General features: G+C 41.0%; 13 protein-coding genes. 10 read left to right on the top strand and 3 right to left on the bottom strand.

Annotated elements, in window-relative coordinates:
• The first annotated feature begins 373 nt into the window (after positions 1 to 373).
• Together PLE33_02425 and PLE33_02420 are read left to right on the top strand one after the other, a co-directional pair.
• On the top strand, positions 374 to 1,273 hold the full coding sequence (locus PLE33_02425) for a PTS sugar transporter subunit IIA (GenBank protein ID HPS60101.1): 900 nt from the start codon (positions 374 to 376) through the stop codon (positions 1,271 to 1,273).
• Between the two features lie 4 nt (positions 1,274 to 1,277).
• Positions 1,278 to 2,555 carry an ArsB/NhaD family transporter gene (locus tag PLE33_02420; protein HPS60100.1) on the top strand — a complete coding sequence of 426 codons (1,278 nt, stop codon included), beginning with the start codon at positions 1,278 to 1,280 and terminating at the stop codon, positions 2,553 to 2,555.
• A 295-nt stretch (positions 2,556 to 2,850) separates the two neighbouring features.
• Here the strand turns inward: PLE33_02420 and nifJ are convergent, their stop codons facing one another.
• Together nifJ and PLE33_02410 are read right to left on the bottom strand one after the other, a co-directional pair.
• Complete coding sequence (nifJ, locus tag PLE33_02415; protein HPS60099.1) at positions 2,851 to 6,372, bottom strand: pyruvate:ferredoxin (flavodoxin) oxidoreductase; 3,522 nt, start codon at positions 6,370 to 6,372, stop codon at positions 2,851 to 2,853.
• A gap of 559 nt (positions 6,373 to 6,931) precedes the next feature.
• Positions 6,932 to 7,138 carry a hypothetical protein gene (locus PLE33_02410; GenBank protein HPS60098.1) on the bottom strand — a complete coding sequence of 69 codons (207 nt, stop codon included), beginning with the start codon at positions 7,136 to 7,138 and terminating at the stop codon, positions 6,932 to 6,934.
• A 10-nt stretch (positions 7,139 to 7,148) separates the two neighbouring features.
• Here PLE33_02410 and xseB point away from each other — a divergent pair, with 10 nt between their 5' ends.
• The 8 genes from xseB to PLE33_02370 are packed head-to-tail and all read left to right on the top strand — an operon-like array spanning position 7,149 to position 13,959.
• Complete coding sequence (gene xseB / locus PLE33_02405; protein ID HPS60097.1) at positions 7,149 to 7,457, top strand: exodeoxyribonuclease VII small subunit; 309 nt, start codon at positions 7,149 to 7,151, stop codon at positions 7,455 to 7,457.
• Complete coding sequence (locus tag PLE33_02400; GenBank protein ID HPS60096.1) at positions 7,450 to 8,340, top strand: polyprenyl synthetase family protein; 891 nt, start codon at positions 7,450 to 7,452, stop codon at positions 8,338 to 8,340. Before xseB ends, PLE33_02400 begins: the two co-directional genes overlap by 8 nt.
• On the top strand, positions 8,337 to 8,771 hold the full coding sequence (dut, locus tag PLE33_02395) for a dUTP diphosphatase (GenBank protein HPS60095.1): 435 nt from the start codon (positions 8,337 to 8,339) through the stop codon (positions 8,769 to 8,771). The genes PLE33_02400 and dut overlap by 4 nt, the downstream gene beginning before the upstream one ends.
• Positions 8,772 to 8,773: 2 nt before the next feature.
• On the top strand, positions 8,774 to 9,685 hold the full coding sequence (gene nadA / locus PLE33_02390) for a quinolinate synthase NadA (GenBank protein ID HPS60094.1): 912 nt from the start codon (positions 8,774 to 8,776) through the stop codon (positions 9,683 to 9,685).
• A 48-nt stretch (positions 9,686 to 9,733) separates the two neighbouring features.
• Positions 9,734 to 10,612 (top strand): hypothetical protein, encoded by an 879-nt coding sequence (locus PLE33_02385; GenBank protein ID HPS60093.1) that lies wholly within the window; start codon positions 9,734 to 9,736, stop codon positions 10,610 to 10,612.
• Positions 10,593 to 11,147 carry a CDP-diacylglycerol--glycerol-3-phosphate 3-phosphatidyltransferase gene (gene pgsA, locus PLE33_02380; protein ID HPS60092.1) on the top strand — a complete coding sequence of 185 codons (555 nt, stop codon included), beginning with the start codon at positions 10,593 to 10,595 and terminating at the stop codon, positions 11,145 to 11,147. The genes PLE33_02385 and pgsA overlap by 20 nt, the downstream gene beginning before the upstream one ends.
• Before the next feature lie 2 nt (positions 11,148 to 11,149).
• A complete protein-coding gene (locus PLE33_02375; GenBank protein HPS60091.1) occupies positions 11,150 to 12,211 on the top strand; it encodes a DUF4837 family protein in 1,062 nt (353 codons plus the stop codon).
• Positions 12,208 to 13,959, top strand: coding sequence for a hypothetical protein (locus tag PLE33_02370; GenBank protein ID HPS60090.1), 1,752 nt, complete (start codon positions 12,208 to 12,210; stop codon positions 13,957 to 13,959). The genes PLE33_02375 and PLE33_02370 overlap by 4 nt, the downstream gene beginning before the upstream one ends.
• A gap of 242 nt (positions 13,960 to 14,201) precedes the next feature.
• On the opposite strand, the gene PLE33_02365 is transcribed toward PLE33_02370, so the two are convergent.
• The gene (locus PLE33_02365) at positions 14,202 to 15,098 is read right to left on the bottom strand and encodes a lysylphosphatidylglycerol synthase domain-containing protein (protein HPS60089.1); all 897 of its coding nucleotides are present in this window, start codon (positions 15,096 to 15,098) and stop codon (positions 14,202 to 14,204) included.

The following is a 15,098-nucleotide window of genomic DNA, read 5'->3' as shown; positions in this document are numbered from 1 at the left end:
TGTGGAACTAACACAGCTTTAATAGGTTACAGCATATACTTAAGAGAACTGTATGCCTTATATCTGCTAAATTCTATGTTTATAGAGTGCTAAATCCTGTAAAGCATTATTTTCGTCCGGACAAACGACATCCTGTGGTTTAATATAGTTGACCGGGAGGTCAACTTTCCGGAAAAACGACATCTTGTGGTTTATATAGTTGACCGGGAGGTCAACTTTCCGGACAAACGACATCCTGTCGTTTATATAGTTGACCGGGAGGTCAACTTTCCGTGAGAACGACATCTTGTCGTTTCAGCTCATCAAAATAAGCATTGACCAAAAAAGAGAGGGTGTTAAAAGAGACACAAAATTACCTGTTAAGAGGTGTGAAATGTTATTAGCAAGCTTTCTGGAGGCACATAACATCCTGTTTGAAAACAGGGTTTTTACTAAAGAACAGGTCTATCAGGAATTGGTAGAATGCCTAACCGATCAGTATAAGCTGCCGGTTAGCAGTTCCAAACTTTTAGAGCTGATTTTAAAACGCGAAGAAGAGGTCTCCTGTGCTTATCCTACAGGGATAGCTATTCCGCACATTCGGTTGGATGGCTTTAACGACACTTTGATAGCAATGGCTTTTCTGCAGAATCCTTTGGATTATAATGGAATTAAAATTTCCTGGGTAGTTCTAATTATAACGGATATCACCAGCTCCAAAATTTATCTGAATATCGTTGCTGCGCTGCTGAAACTTTCCAAAGATAGTGAAGCAATGGCTGCTTTGGCATCTGCCGGAGATGGCAACAGCGTAATTCAATATTTGAAACGCAAAGAAGTGGAAGTGAAAAAAGATGTTACGGTAGCCGATATAATGGTGCAAAATCCTATAGCAGTTCAACCCCGGAACAGTTTGCGAGAACTTATTAACCTGATGGGAACTAATAGGGTAGCGGGAATGCCGGTAGTTGATGAAACAGGAAAATATATCGGGGAAGTGAATGTTCTCAATTTGCTGAAAGTGGGAGTTCCGAATTATGTAATGATGCTGGATAACCTAAGTTTTCTTGCTTCTTACGAACCCCTGGAAAATCTTTTGGGAAAGCAGGATATTTTATTTGTTAAAGATATTATGACTACCGGAGATGTATTTGTTCGCCCCGAATCCTCAATTATTGAAGCGGTGTTTTTATTGTTCAGCCAAAATAAGCGCTATCTTTCAGTAGTGAAGGAGGAAAAACTTGTAGGGCTGGTTACTGCGATGGATATACTAATAAAGGTGATAGCGGGGTAAGAAAATGTTACTAATGATTATTGCTTTACTGGTCTTTATCTTAACCTATCTGTGCATCATAACGGAATGGATCAACAAAATGCTTGCCGCTCTGATTGGTGGTTTTGTTATTATTGTTTTAGGAGTGGTGGATCAAACCATTGCTTTTTCTGCAATTGACTGGAATGTAATATTTTTCCTGATTGGAATGATGCTGACCATTTCCGTGATGCGAGAAACGGGAATGTTTATGTATATCGCTATTAAAACAGCAAAAATTGCTAAGGGCAGTCCGCTTAAAATTATGGCAATGATGTTTGTAGCTACAGCTGTTATTTCTGCGATTTTAGGTAGTGTAACTACGATAATGATTTTGATTCCTATTGTTTTGCTGATTGCGGATGAACTGAAAATTACTCCTGCTCCATTTATCATCACAATGGTCGTTGCTTCCAATATGGGTGGAGCATCAACTATGATTGGTGACCCCCCTAATATTCTAATTGCCAGTGCCACTAAATATACTTTCGTTGATTTTTTCCTGAATTTAACCCCTGCTGTCGTGATTATTGTAATTGGCAGCTTAGGATTAATATGGCTTTTATACAGAGGGAAAATGTATGTAAGTAATGAACGGCGTGCCAAAATTATGGAATATAATGACAAGAACCTGATAACTAATCCAAAACTATTATGGATTACTTTGGGGGTAGTTGTTTTGATGTTGCTGGCATTTATTTTCCAAAAACCGTTACATCTGGAAAATGCCACTATTGCTATGGCAGCAGGTCTTATTCTGGTTTTTATCGGTAGTCGGAAAAAGGTGGAAACTATTATTCTCAATGATATTGATTGGATTACTATCTTTTTCTTCATTGGGCTTTTTATGATTGTAGCGGGCTTGGTTAATACGGGTTTTATAGATTTATTAGCCCAGGGTGTGATGTCCATAACCAGTGGAAAGCCGAAAACAACTTCTATGGTAATTCTTTGGCTTTCGGGAGTTCTTTCTGCCTGGATAGATAACATTCCTTTCGTGGCTGCAATGATTCCGATGATTAAAACTATTGGTTCACAAATGCAAAATGCAGCTCAAGTTCAACCTCTGTGGTGGGCTTTATCTTTAGGAACCTGTTTAGGGGGAAATGGAACTTTAGTTGGAGCTTCTGCCAATATTGTTGCTGTAGGAATAGCCAATCGTAACGGATATAAAATATCGTTTATGGATTATACCAAGATTGGTTTAATCTTTGCTTTGGAGTCAATGCTTATTTCTTCTGTCTATATCTGGTTCAGGTATTAGTTCGGAAGAAATATCTGCACGGCTTTCAAAGGGTTGATGAGGACATCAACCCTCCGATGTTGGTCTAAAGGGCTTTTTTAATTCGGAGGGACGATGTCCTCATCGTCCATAAGGAACCAGGTTTTTTCGTTACCGCTTGCCTTTTTATTCGGAGGGACGATGTCCTCATCGTCCATAAGAAACCAGGTTTTTTTCGTTACCGATTGCCTTTCGGTAAGGAAAAAAAGCATAAGAAAAGGTTGCCCAGGAGGTCAACCCTCCGGAAAAAAAGCATAAGAAAAGGTTGACCAGGAGGTCAACCTTCCGTTAGTTTTTTGTAGGTTTCGTATCTTTCCTTAAAGAATACAGCAGCGCCGGCGTTCAATTCCTTAGCTCTATCAGGGAATATTTTCTTCAGATGGGCATAGCGATTTTCCGAATCCAAAAATTCCTGCACTGAAATTGTGGGCTCTTTACTATCCAAGGTCAGCGGGTTTTTCCCTTCTTTTTTGTTTAGCGGATTATAGCGGTAGAGCAACCAGTAACCTGCGTCCACAGCCAATTTTTGATGTTTTTGGCTGAAGCTCATATCAAAGCCATGATTGATGCAGGGAGCGTAAGCAATCACAATTGAAGGACCCGGATATGCTTCTGCTTCTTTAATTGCTTGCAGTGCCTGATTTTTATTGGCACCCATAGCAATACAGGCAACATACACATAGCCATAGCTCATCAGCATCATTCCGAGGTCTTTTTTATTGGTATTTTTTCCTGATTCGGCAAAACGGGCAATGGAACCTATCGGAGTAGATTTACTTGCCTGACCTCCAGTATTGGAATAGACCTCGGTATCCATCACAAAGATATTAAGGTTCTGATTTAAAGCCAAAGCGTGGTCTAATCCACCATAGCCGATATCATAAGCCCAACCGTCGCCTCCGATTGCCCAAATTGATTTCTCAATCAAATAGTCCTGCAGTTCCTGAACCTTTTTCAGCAGGGCTTTACATCCCTCGCAGGCAGTTTCCATTGCCTTGGGAAGCAGGGTTCTAATTTTATCGGCATTAGCTTTTGCCTCCTGGTCAACTTTTTCCCAATTGTCCAGGGAATATTGCATTGCGAGTTTCAATTCGGGAGCAATTTGTTTATCCATCAGTTCCAGCATTGCTTTTTGTAAAAGTTTGCGGTGGGAACGAATTGCCAAACGCATTCCCAAACCGTATTCCGCATTATCTTCAAACAAGCTGTTTGCCCAGGCAGGACCTTTACCATCCTTATTTTTGCAGTAGGGAACAGTAGGAAAAGTTCCACCCCAGATACTGGAACAGCCGGTAGCGTTGGCAATAATCATTCTATCGCCAAAGAGCTGAGTTAAAAGTTTTATATAGGGTGTTTCACCGCAGCCGGCACAAGCACCTGAGAATTCCAAAAGGGGTTGTTTAAATTGACTGCCTTTAACGGTTGCTTCTTTAAAATTACCCAGAACATCATTAGGCAGGGTTTCAAAATATTCGTAATTAACTTGTTCGCCTTTACTTCTTTCTTCTTCAATAGGGCTCATCACTAAAGCGGATTTGGGGCATTCATTCACGCAGACCTTACAGCTTTGGCAATCGTCAATATAAACCTGCACTTTATATTCATAGCCAGGAGCGCCAATCGCTTTCAAAGTATTAAAGCTGGCTGGTTTATTTGCCAGGTCTTCTTCTTTCATCAGTTTTGCTCTGATAGCAGAATGGGGACAGACAAATGAACACTGATTGCATTGAATACATTTTTCCGGCAGCCATTGAGGAACCGAGGGAGCTACTCTTCTTTTTTCCAGTTTGGCAGTTCCGGTTTCTATATAGCCGTCTAAAGGCATTTGGCTAACTTTCACCAGATCGCCCTGTTCTCGCATAATGGGTTCAATTACATTCAAGATAAAGTCATCGGCATTTTCAGGAACCAGTTTCTTTAAAGGCATATACTTATCGGGCAGGGTTTGCGGAACTTCAATTTGCACCAATGCCGCATTCACTTTATCTACAGCAGTTAAGTTCATCTGCACAATTTCTTCACCCTTGCGGGAATAGGTCTTTTTGATGGATTCTTTAATTAGCTTGATTGCTTCATTGCGTTCCAGGATGCCTGAAATAAGAAAGAATGCTGTTTGCATTGTAGTATTGATTCTTCCGCCCAGACCAACTTCTTCTGCAATCTTTAAGCCGTCTATATTGTAAAACTTTATCTTTTTGTTAATTATGGTTTCCTGCATGGGACGCGTTAAGTGATAAAAGACCTCTTCTCCGCTCCAGTTGGAATTCAGAAGGAAAACACCATTTTCTTTAATTCCACCCAGCAAATCAAATCTGCCGATAAATGCCTGATTGTGGCAGGCAACAAAATCCTCTTGAGCAACCAGATATTGGCTGTGAATAGGAGTTTTGCCGAATCGTAAATGGCTGCGGGTTATTCCACCGCTTTTTTTGCTGTCGTATTGAAAATAACCCTGAGCATACATATCGGTATTATCACCGATAATTTTGATGCTGTTTTTATTGGCACCGACTGTTCCATCTGAACCTAAGCCCCAGAATTTGCAGGAAATTGTGCCTTCAGGAACAGTATTGATAACTTCATCTATAGGCAAAGAAAGTTTAGATACATCATCTTCAATGCCTACGGTGAAACTATGAAAGCCCTTTTTCGCCAAGTGTTTATAAACGGCAAGCACCATTGAAGGAGTAAATTCTTTACTGGATAAACCGTATCTTCCACCAATTACAAAAGTGTCAGGACGGTTCTTAAGAGCAGAAACCACATCCAGATAAAGGGGTTCGCCAATTGAACCGGGTTCTTTGGTTCTATCTAAAACGGCAATTCTTTTCACGCTTTCAGGGATTGCCGAAATAAAACTTTGGACACAGAAAGGACGATATAAATGCACTTTTATCAAGCCCAATTTCATTGAGCGTTTGGCATTCAACCATTCAACCGTTTCCTGAATGGTCTCACAACTGCTTCCCATAGCCACAATAATATCTTCTGCTTCAGGATGACCGGCATATTCAAAAAGCTGATAGGGGCGTCCTGTTTTTTCTGCCACCTGTTGCATAGTTTCAGCTATTATTGCAGGTGCTTTGCCATAATATAAATTACTGGTTTCTCTACCCTGAAAATATACATCGGGAGCTTCCTGACCAACTTTCATTCGCGGCTTATCAGGTGTTAAAGCATTTTTCCGAAATGCTTCCACTAAGGCAGGGTCATTCAATTCAGCTATTGTTTCATAATCAATTACATCTATCTTTTGAAGCTCGTGACTGGTTCTAAAACCGTCAAAAAATACCAGAAAAGGAATCCGGGTTTTCATCGTAGCCAGCTGAGCTACTAAACCCAAATCCATCACTTCCTGAACGCTGTTGCAGGCAATTAAGGCAAAACCGGTATTTCTAACGCTCATTACATCACTATGGTCTCCGAAAATGGATAGGGACTGAGCCGCTAAAGACCTTGCTGAGACATAAAAAACCGTCGGCAGCATTTCACCGGCAATTTTATGCATATTCGGAAGCATTAACATTAAACCTTGTGAGGCAGTAAAAGTTGTGGTAACGGCACCGGCAGAAAGTGAACCATGCACCGCGCCGGCAGCTCCGGCTTCACTTTGCATTTCAATTACATCTACCTTAGTACCATTAATATTTTTTCTGCCTTCGGAAGCCCAGGCATCAACAAGTTCACCCATTGTAGAAGAAGGTGTAATTGGATAAATGGCAGCTACTTCAGCAAAAGCATAAGCAATATGCGCCGCAGCAGTATTACCATCCATTGTGGCTTTGGTTTGTTTAGCCATTGGATAACTCCTTATTTTTCATATTTATATATTTTAAATTTAGCTATAGTGACAAGATTTGTAAGGGAGTTTTTCGTCAATCTAAATTACATAATCAGCACAATGACTACGCAGCTATGGAGCAGAAGGCGAAGGTTTACGGATGGGGAAAAATTACTAAATGGAGGAGATAAATCAGGTTGGACTGGGCAAATTTTGCCTCCGCTCTTTGCCTTTGCTTTTTCTAAACGCATGGAGGGTGGCATAATGTTTGCCGTTCGTTACTTTTATAACCCTTTAACGATTCTTTAACGATGCCTTAACTTTACTAAGGAATCGTTAAAGGAACTTTTATGCTGTATTAAATGGCTGAGAGGGCTGAATTCCGGAGGGTTGACCTCCTGGTCAACCAAGGAGTAACATTTTTTAGAACGACGAGGACATCGTTTTTCCGGATGGGGACATCGTTTTTCCGGAGGGTTGACCTCCTGGTCAACCACCAGGGCAACCTTTTTTAGAACGACGAGGACGTCGTTCCTCCGGATGGGGACATCGTTTTTCCGGAGGGATGACCTCCTGGTCAACCACCAGGGCAACCTTTTTTAGAACGACGAGGATGTCGTTCCTCCGGATGGGGACATCGTTTTTCCGGAGGGTTGACCTCCTGGTCAACCACCAGGGCAACCTTTTTTAACGAAGGGCTTTTATTCAGATGTTCACTTGCGGGTGCAAAAGTAGAATAATCATTCCTATTTTCCTGAACATCTTCTTCGTGTTTTGGAGGCAAAGAGAAATTTGTGATTGACAAAATAACATTATTCCTTTATAAGGAAATGCTAAAAAAATATACCGGCGAGGTGAAAATGGACATAGATCAGGAGAAAATTAACGCTATGAGCTTTGAGGACTCCTTGAAAGAGCTGGAAAATATTGTAAACCGCTTATCTACAGGAGAAACCAGTTTAGATGAATTGCTATCGCTGTATGAAGCTGGCGTTGCTTATTATAAACACTGTGAAAGCCGTTTAGGAGCAGCCGAGGCAAAAATTAAAATCCTCAGCGAACAGCTATCCTCTATACCCGGTTCAGAAGGCAATAATGGATAGAAAGTTACTTTTAAAGAGGGATATGAAAGAAAAGCAGGAACTGGTGAATATTATTTTAGACCGTTTTCTGCCACGCAAAGATGAATATCCTAAAGACCTGCATAAGGCAATGCGTTATAGTGTTTTTGCCGGTGGTAAACGCTTAAGACCTTATTTAACGATGACTGCCTTTGAAATGTTCAATCCCGAGATTGAATTGATTACGCCTGTTGCCGCTGCCATAGAAATGATTCATACTTATTCCTTGATTCACGACGATTTGCCGGATATTGATAATGACGATTTGCGACGCGGCAAAAAATCCTGCCATACTGTTTATGGTGAAGGAGTTGCTCTGCTGGCTGGCGATGCCTTACTCTTAAGTGCTTTTGAATTAGTTACCTTAGCTGAGCTGGAGGCAAAGCTGAAAGTACAATTTGTTCACGATTTGGCTAAAGAAGCCGGAATTAAAGGTTTAATTGCAGGTCAGATGGTAGATATTGAATCCGAAAGCAAAAAAGTAGATAAAAAGACCCTGAATTATATTCACGAAAACAAAACTGCCCGCCTGATAAACTTGAGTTTGCGTTTTGGAGCTCTTGCCGGAGAAGCGAAAGAAGAGGAATTGAAAATTTTAGATGAATATGGCAAGTTGATTGGACTGGTTTTTCAGATTGTAGATGATTTACTGGATATTGAAGGAACACAGGAAGATATGGGAAAAACTCTCGGCAAGGATGTTGCCAGTGCAAAAGCTACATTTCCTGCCGTTTACGGCATTGCTGAATCCCATAAAAAAGCGGAAGATTTAACTTCGCAGGCAAGAGCAATTCTGGTTCCCTTAGGAGAAAAGGCATTGAAACTGGACATTCTGGCTGAATATCTATTAGGTAGAAAAGGATGAAAATAGCTCTTCAAAAATTAACTCCCACGGCTACCCTGCCGCAAAAAATGACGGAACACTCCTCCGGCTTTGATTTATTTGCCGATATTTTAGAGCCGGTAACTTTGGCACCGATGGAGCGTAAACCTATCCCTTCCGGAATAGCCATTGAAATTCCTGAGGGCTATGAAGCTCAAATAAGACCTCGCAGCGGATTATCCATCACCTTAGGTTTAAGTGTGGTAAATAGTCCCGGAACAATTGATTCCGATTACCGCGGAGAAATTAGAGTAATTTTGATTAACCTCGGTAATGAACCAATTCGGATTGAACCCCAAATGCGGATAGCACAAATTGTCTTCTGTCCGATAATAATTCCAGAACTGGTGGAAAAAACTATGCTTTCCGCAAGTTTAAGACAAGATGGCGGTTTTGGTCATACAGGACAGTAATAATGGGAAAAGATACACTAATTAAGGAAATAAAACGCCTGAAGACGGAAAAAAATGCCCTGATTCTGGCTCATAATTACCAAAATATAGATATTCAAGACCTGGCAGATTTTCGGGGTGATTCTTTACAACTTTCAATTTTGGCGAAAGAAGTGAAAGCACCGGTAATTGTTTTCTGCGGGGTGAAATTTATGGCAGAAACCGCAGCCATATTAAATCCCGAATCTACAATATTGCTTCCTGCCATTGATGCCGGTTGTCCAATGGCAGATATGATTACCCTAAAACAACTGCAGGCATTTAAACAAAATTATCCCGGTTCCCCGGTGGTGTGTTATGTAAATTCATCTGTGGAAGTGAAAGCCGCAAGTGATGTTTGCTGCACATCCTCCAATGCCGTTAAAATTCTGCAGTCCTTTAGCACAGACAAGCCGATTTTATTTGTTCCGGACCGTAATTTGGGTTCCTGGGCTGCCCAACAAAGCGGCAAAAAAGTAATAACCTGGGATGGATACTGTCTGGTTCATCAATATTGTTTCAGCGTAGAAGATGTTTTAGCTGTAAAAAGTAAATATCCCGATTATAAACTCTTAGTGCATCCGGAATGCGATCCGCAGATTATAAAGTATGCCGATTTGGTAATTTCTACCGGCGGAATGGTGGATTGGGTGAAAAATAACGATAAAGCAATAATCGCTACCGAAATTGGGCTAACGGAATATCTGCAGCATATCTATCCGGAAAAATCGCTGATTCTTCTTTCCCCAAAGGCAATCTGTAAAAATATGAAAAAGACCACCCTGGAAAATGTTTATAATGCCTTGAAGGATAATCAATATGTAATTAGCGTGGAACCAAACACGGCACAAAAAGCAAAAAAAGCTATAGACCGAATGCTGGAGCTTTCAAGGTAAGCAAGATGCTTTTTCTTATACCGCTTTCATTTTTAAAAGGATAATGCTATGAAAACACGCTTTTTTCTAATTCTCTTAACGCTGGTAATATTATTCGGCGGCTGGCTTTACTTAAACTACAGTATTGGTTCAAATGAAAAAGATAAGCTGGAAAAATTGGCAAACCTGCCAATCTATGCCTATCTTGCCGATACTACAAAGGTTACTCCAATTTTAACGGAACTGAAAACCGTGCCGGGAATTAAAAGTGTGGTGCACGAAACGGCTCTGCAGGCAGCTACGGAACTGATTCAGGCATACAGTTTGCCTTTGAGCGAAGAGATGATTAAGGATTATGCTCTACCTGATGTGATAACAATAAATCTTCAGCCAAACCGTATTTCCATCAGCACAAAACCGATTATCATAGATATTTTGCGTGCTCATATTCCGGAAATGGATATAGACAGCCAGTCCAATGCTTACGGCTTAATAATTAAAGAATTAAAGCTCTTAGACCTCTATCATATTGTGTTCAATGTGTTTATTGCGGTGCTGCTGCTTTTGCTTTTTGTGTTTCTCCGCTCCACGCTGGAATTGAATGCTCTCATTCACCATAAAGGATATAAACATAGTGCCCTGGAAAACATTCGCCTGCAAAGACAATGCCTGCAAAGAACATTGCTGATGCTGATTGTGCCCTTGCCTCTTTGCCTGCTTGCCTATTTTGCTTATGTCTATTTTAAACCCCTGCCGCAAGTAATTCCCTATTGGGTGTTTTTAGTGCAAGCCGGAACCGTTATTGCGGGAACTATGATAAACTATTTTATTCTGCACAGCTTTGAGCGCCAGATTGCTTTTCAGGAAAATCCTGTGGAAGTAATTACCCCTGAGGATAGCAAAAATTCCGAAAACGAAGAACCAGAAAATGACCCGCCACTTACCTAATTATTTAACCGTTTTCCGCATCCTGCTGGTGCCGGTATTTCTCTATTTCCTGTTTTTAAGCGCAATTCCAGCCCGCATTATAATTGCGCTGCTAATTTTTATAATAGCAGCAATTACGGACTACCTGGATGGAATGTTGGCACGCAAAATGAATTTAATTAGCGATTTTGGTAAGCTGATGGACCCTTTGGCAGATAAACTTATAGTTCTTTCTGCCTTGGCAGGTTTATGCTGGCTTCCTCCTTTTCAAATCAGTATTGCCGTATTCTTTATTATTCTGGCTCGGGAACTGGTCATTACTATTCTGCGGGAAGTTTATCAGAAAAAGGGTATTGTGGTGGCAGCCGATATTTTCGGTAAGCTGAAAACTGTGCTGCAAATGGCAGGCATCATCGTTGCTTTTGCTTTTTGGGCTTTTATCAGTTCCGTTCCGCAGCCGATAATTCTGATTATCAATATCTGGTTTTGGTTTGTGGCATTGATAACCGTGCTTAGTGGTTTAAACTATATAATAACAATAGCAAAAAAGGACTGACCGTGCGTAAATTTATACTTTTTCTACTGCCTTTGCTTGTTCTTTGGGGTTGTTCCAAAGGGGGAGGCAAAACAGACCGCTATACTATTTATGATAATGTAATTGACCATTCCAAAACCCTGGCTTTTGGCGACGACAGGGATGTGTATGTGTTTTGCGATTCTATTGCCTGGCAAGGGCTGCAACCTTTTATTGGCAGCGCAATTGAACAGCAAATCAACATTGTTTATCCGGAAAAGTATTTTAATCTTATTATGGCAGATAGCAAGGAAGTGCAACAACTTTCCAAATATAAGAACCTGCTGTTTATTGGTCAGTTGGAAAGCGATTTGCCCGTTTCGGCTTATATGAAAAAAGTGCTTAGCCAGGATTTTATTAAGAGAGTGAAAAACACCGGCGGAGACCTCTTTTCCAGTGAAAACCTCAATTGCTGTGATCAAATTGTGCTTTTTCTTTTAGGTAAGGATGCCAAATCCCTGCAAAAAATAGGAGCTCTGCAAGCGGAAAACATTTTTTCCCTGCTTCTGAAGCGTTTTACTAACCGTCAGGGCTATTATGCCTATCAGGGAAAAGTGATAGACCCCTCTTTTTTTGATAACTATCCTTTTTCTTTGAAGATTCCTGATACTTTCCGGTTGTATTCTAACGATAAAGTTGGCAGGTTTCTCTGCTTTCTATACAGAGCCCGTTTGGAAAACAAAGAAATTCCCGATAAATATATCTCGGTTTACTATGAACCGATGCCGGAAAACAATGTTGACCTGAATTGGCTGATTACCAAACGCCAGGAAATAGGGAAAAAATACTTTGAAGGGGATGAATTTGACCCGGAAATTGTGCGTAAAGAGCCCTTCAAGTTCAAAAAACGCGATGGTTACCGTCTCTTAGGTGCCTGGAAAAATATGAAATATGCTATCGGTGGCGGTTTTCAGAGTTACGGCTTTTGGGATAAAAAAACCAAAACTGCCTATATTGTAGATGGCAGCGTTTATTTTCCCGCCGGAGATAAACTTCCCGTTCTGCTGGAATTGTATGTTATCTCCAATTCCCTGGAAATTAAATGAAGCAGATTTTGCTTTCCCGAAAGCTGCTATTTTGGTTGGCTTCAATCCTGCTGCTGTTATCTGCCTGCGCCGGACCTCAAACGATACCTCAAAGAACTATTATAGATAACTCCCAGCCCAATATTCCTTCGCTGTATTATTATATTTCTGCTTCGCTCCAATATTATGCCGGGGACTATCGCACCGCAGATAATTATTATCATTTGGCTTTGGAGCAAGACCAGCAAAGCTATCAAATTAAAAAACAAATCCTGCTGAATAGCGCTTTTGCCTTTTTAAGTAAGCAGCAGGATACTGAAAACACCATAAGGCAATTTGATCAAGCTCGGGAAGAGCTGGTTTTTGATAACGACCTTTTAAATGCTGCCTATTCCGTTTACAGCACTGCCAATAATGAAGAAGGGCTTGCCTGGGTGGTCTCGGAAAGTATTTTATACTATCCTTCCACTTTAAGCTATTTAAGAAAATTCTATCTGGATTACAGCAAAACCAAACACGGTGATGAACACTTGCTGGAACTGGCTTATAAATATGCCGACAGCAATTCCGAAGATATCATTTCTACTGCCAAAATGTATGCTTTGGTAAATCCCCAACGAGCCGTTGCCCTTATTAAGGAAGCTTATGCTCTTGATCCCAAACCCGAAACGGATTTACTGTTAAGCGAAATAACCTTCCAATTTCTGGATAATGAAGATGCCCTGAAAAAATTTAGAGCTTACCACTATCCGGAAGATAAAGAACAAATACTCTCATTATTACAGATGGCAAATCGCAACCGGCGTTTTGAAACGGTTAATGCCCTTAGTTCTATGTTGCTGGAGACAAAGGATTCCAGTTTAATTGGGGAACTGGCTTTTGCCGCTTATTTAACTGAAAAAATGGATATTTTACAGGATATTTCCCGCTTTCTGCTAAATAAGAAACCGGAACCCGTTGCCGATTCTAAAGTTGCTGCCTTCATTTTCGCTGAAGCTCTGTTTTCCGAACAACTACCTTCCCCTGAGGTCTATCTGGATTACCTGAATTCCGTGCAGGATTTGCAGGATATTATTTTGTATGCAATGCTGCAACGCTCTTTTAAAGCTAAAACAGATTTCCCAAAGGATACTGCCGGTTTTACGGAAGAATTTGTTTTAGCAGTGGAAAAAAGAGTGCCGGAAAAGCTATTTTCCCAATATCTTAAAATTGCCACCTTAACCAAATCCGCTAACGATGAAACCTACCTTCAGGCAAGAGCTGAACTGAGCAATTACTTTCTGCAAAAAAACCTGGGTGCAACAGAGGACTGGGCTTTCCTCGTGCAATATTACCAAAATCAAGGCAAGGAACAGGAAAAAATAGCCACTTTGCGGAAAGCAATTAATAAGTTTCCCGATAATCCACTCTTTCTTAATGACTTGGGATATACCCTTTTGGATAATCCGCAGGAAAGAGAAGAGGGCGGTTCGCTGATTCTAAGAGCAGTTACTCTAAATCCCCAAAACCCTTATTATCAGGATAGCTTGGCTTGGTACTATTTTCTAACGGATGATTTTACCAAGGCAATGGAACATCTTGCCATTCCTTTGCAAATGCAAGATGCACCGGCAGAAATATCCTATCATATCGGAATGATTTTCTTAGCCAATCAAAAACAGGATGAAGCAATAAAACACTTCCAGGCAGCTATGGAAGATGAACAAAGCCCCCTCTATCAGGAAAAAGCGAAAAAAGCGCTACAGGATTTGCTTCAGGGAGCAAACTAAGTTAGCTTTTTTATTCGGAAGGACGATGTCCCCGTCGTTCATCAGTAATCAGGTTTTTTGTCGTTACCGCTTGCCTTTCGGTAATGAAATAAAGCGCAAGAGGTGGTTGACCGGGAGGTCAACCTTCCGGTATTGCCCTCTCGACCTCTCGACCCCTTGACCTCTCGCCTTCTCGACCCCTAGACCTCTTGACCCCTAGACCTCTCGACCTCTCGACCTCTCGACCCCTCGACTTCTCGCTCTCACAGCTTTTTTCCTTTAATCAAATAGTAAATCCCTATCAGGGCTGGCAGAACATCCTGAATGAAGAATAAAGTAAGCGATGCTGAAACAGCTTTTTCGGCTGAAAAACCAATTCCTGCCAAAAAGTGAATAGCAAAACCCTCTCGTAAACCCAAGCCGGAGATAGTAACAGGAATAGTATTGGAAAATTGAGTAAGAGCCATTCTGATCCAGGTTTGCCAAAAGTTCACAGTTAAAAGGCAATTCAGAATTAGCCAATATTGCACGAAGGAAAGCAGCGTGCTAACAATCTGCACAGCAATTATTTTCGGTGCCTGTTTGGCATAAGGAGCTGTTAGCGATGAGAACTGTTTACTATGTGCCAAACCCCATTTTACCAGCCAGGGGAAAAGGACTAACAACAGCAACAGAACTATCCAGATTACTAAAGGAAACTGGTTGTAATAAAACATTCCCGCGGCAACTGTAAAAAGCCATGTAGTCCAGGTCATAAAACTCTTTTCCACCAGCGAACTCCAGAACGAGGAAAGTTTACTGCTATTGGGAACATAGAGAACTTTGGCAAAGCTGGCAGGACCTCCCGGAACGGCAAAACGCAAGGTCTGACCAATCAGGTATGAACTGACAATCTCTTTTTTGGGAGCGGAGAATTTAGGGTTTATCTGCAGGGAATAATACCAGTTATGGAATTGCAGGATATGCCTGATAAAACTGATAACAATCAGCAGCGAAACAATATGCCAAGGCAAACGGATGATATCATCCAGGGCACTGAATAAATTAACCTTCCGAAAAATCATCCAGAGGATAAAGATACTCAGCCCCAGTTTCAAAAAATAGAGGATTATCTTGCCTGATGTGCTTTTCCGAAAGGAATTAAGACCGCTAAAATTCAT

The organism is Candidatus Cloacimonas sp. (genome assembly GCA_035403355.1).
Lineage (GTDB): Bacteria > Cloacimonadota > Cloacimonadia > Cloacimonadales > Cloacimonadaceae > Cloacimonas.
Note: the sequence above shows the minus strand (reverse complement) of the source record. Positions and strands in the feature narration are given on the sequence as shown.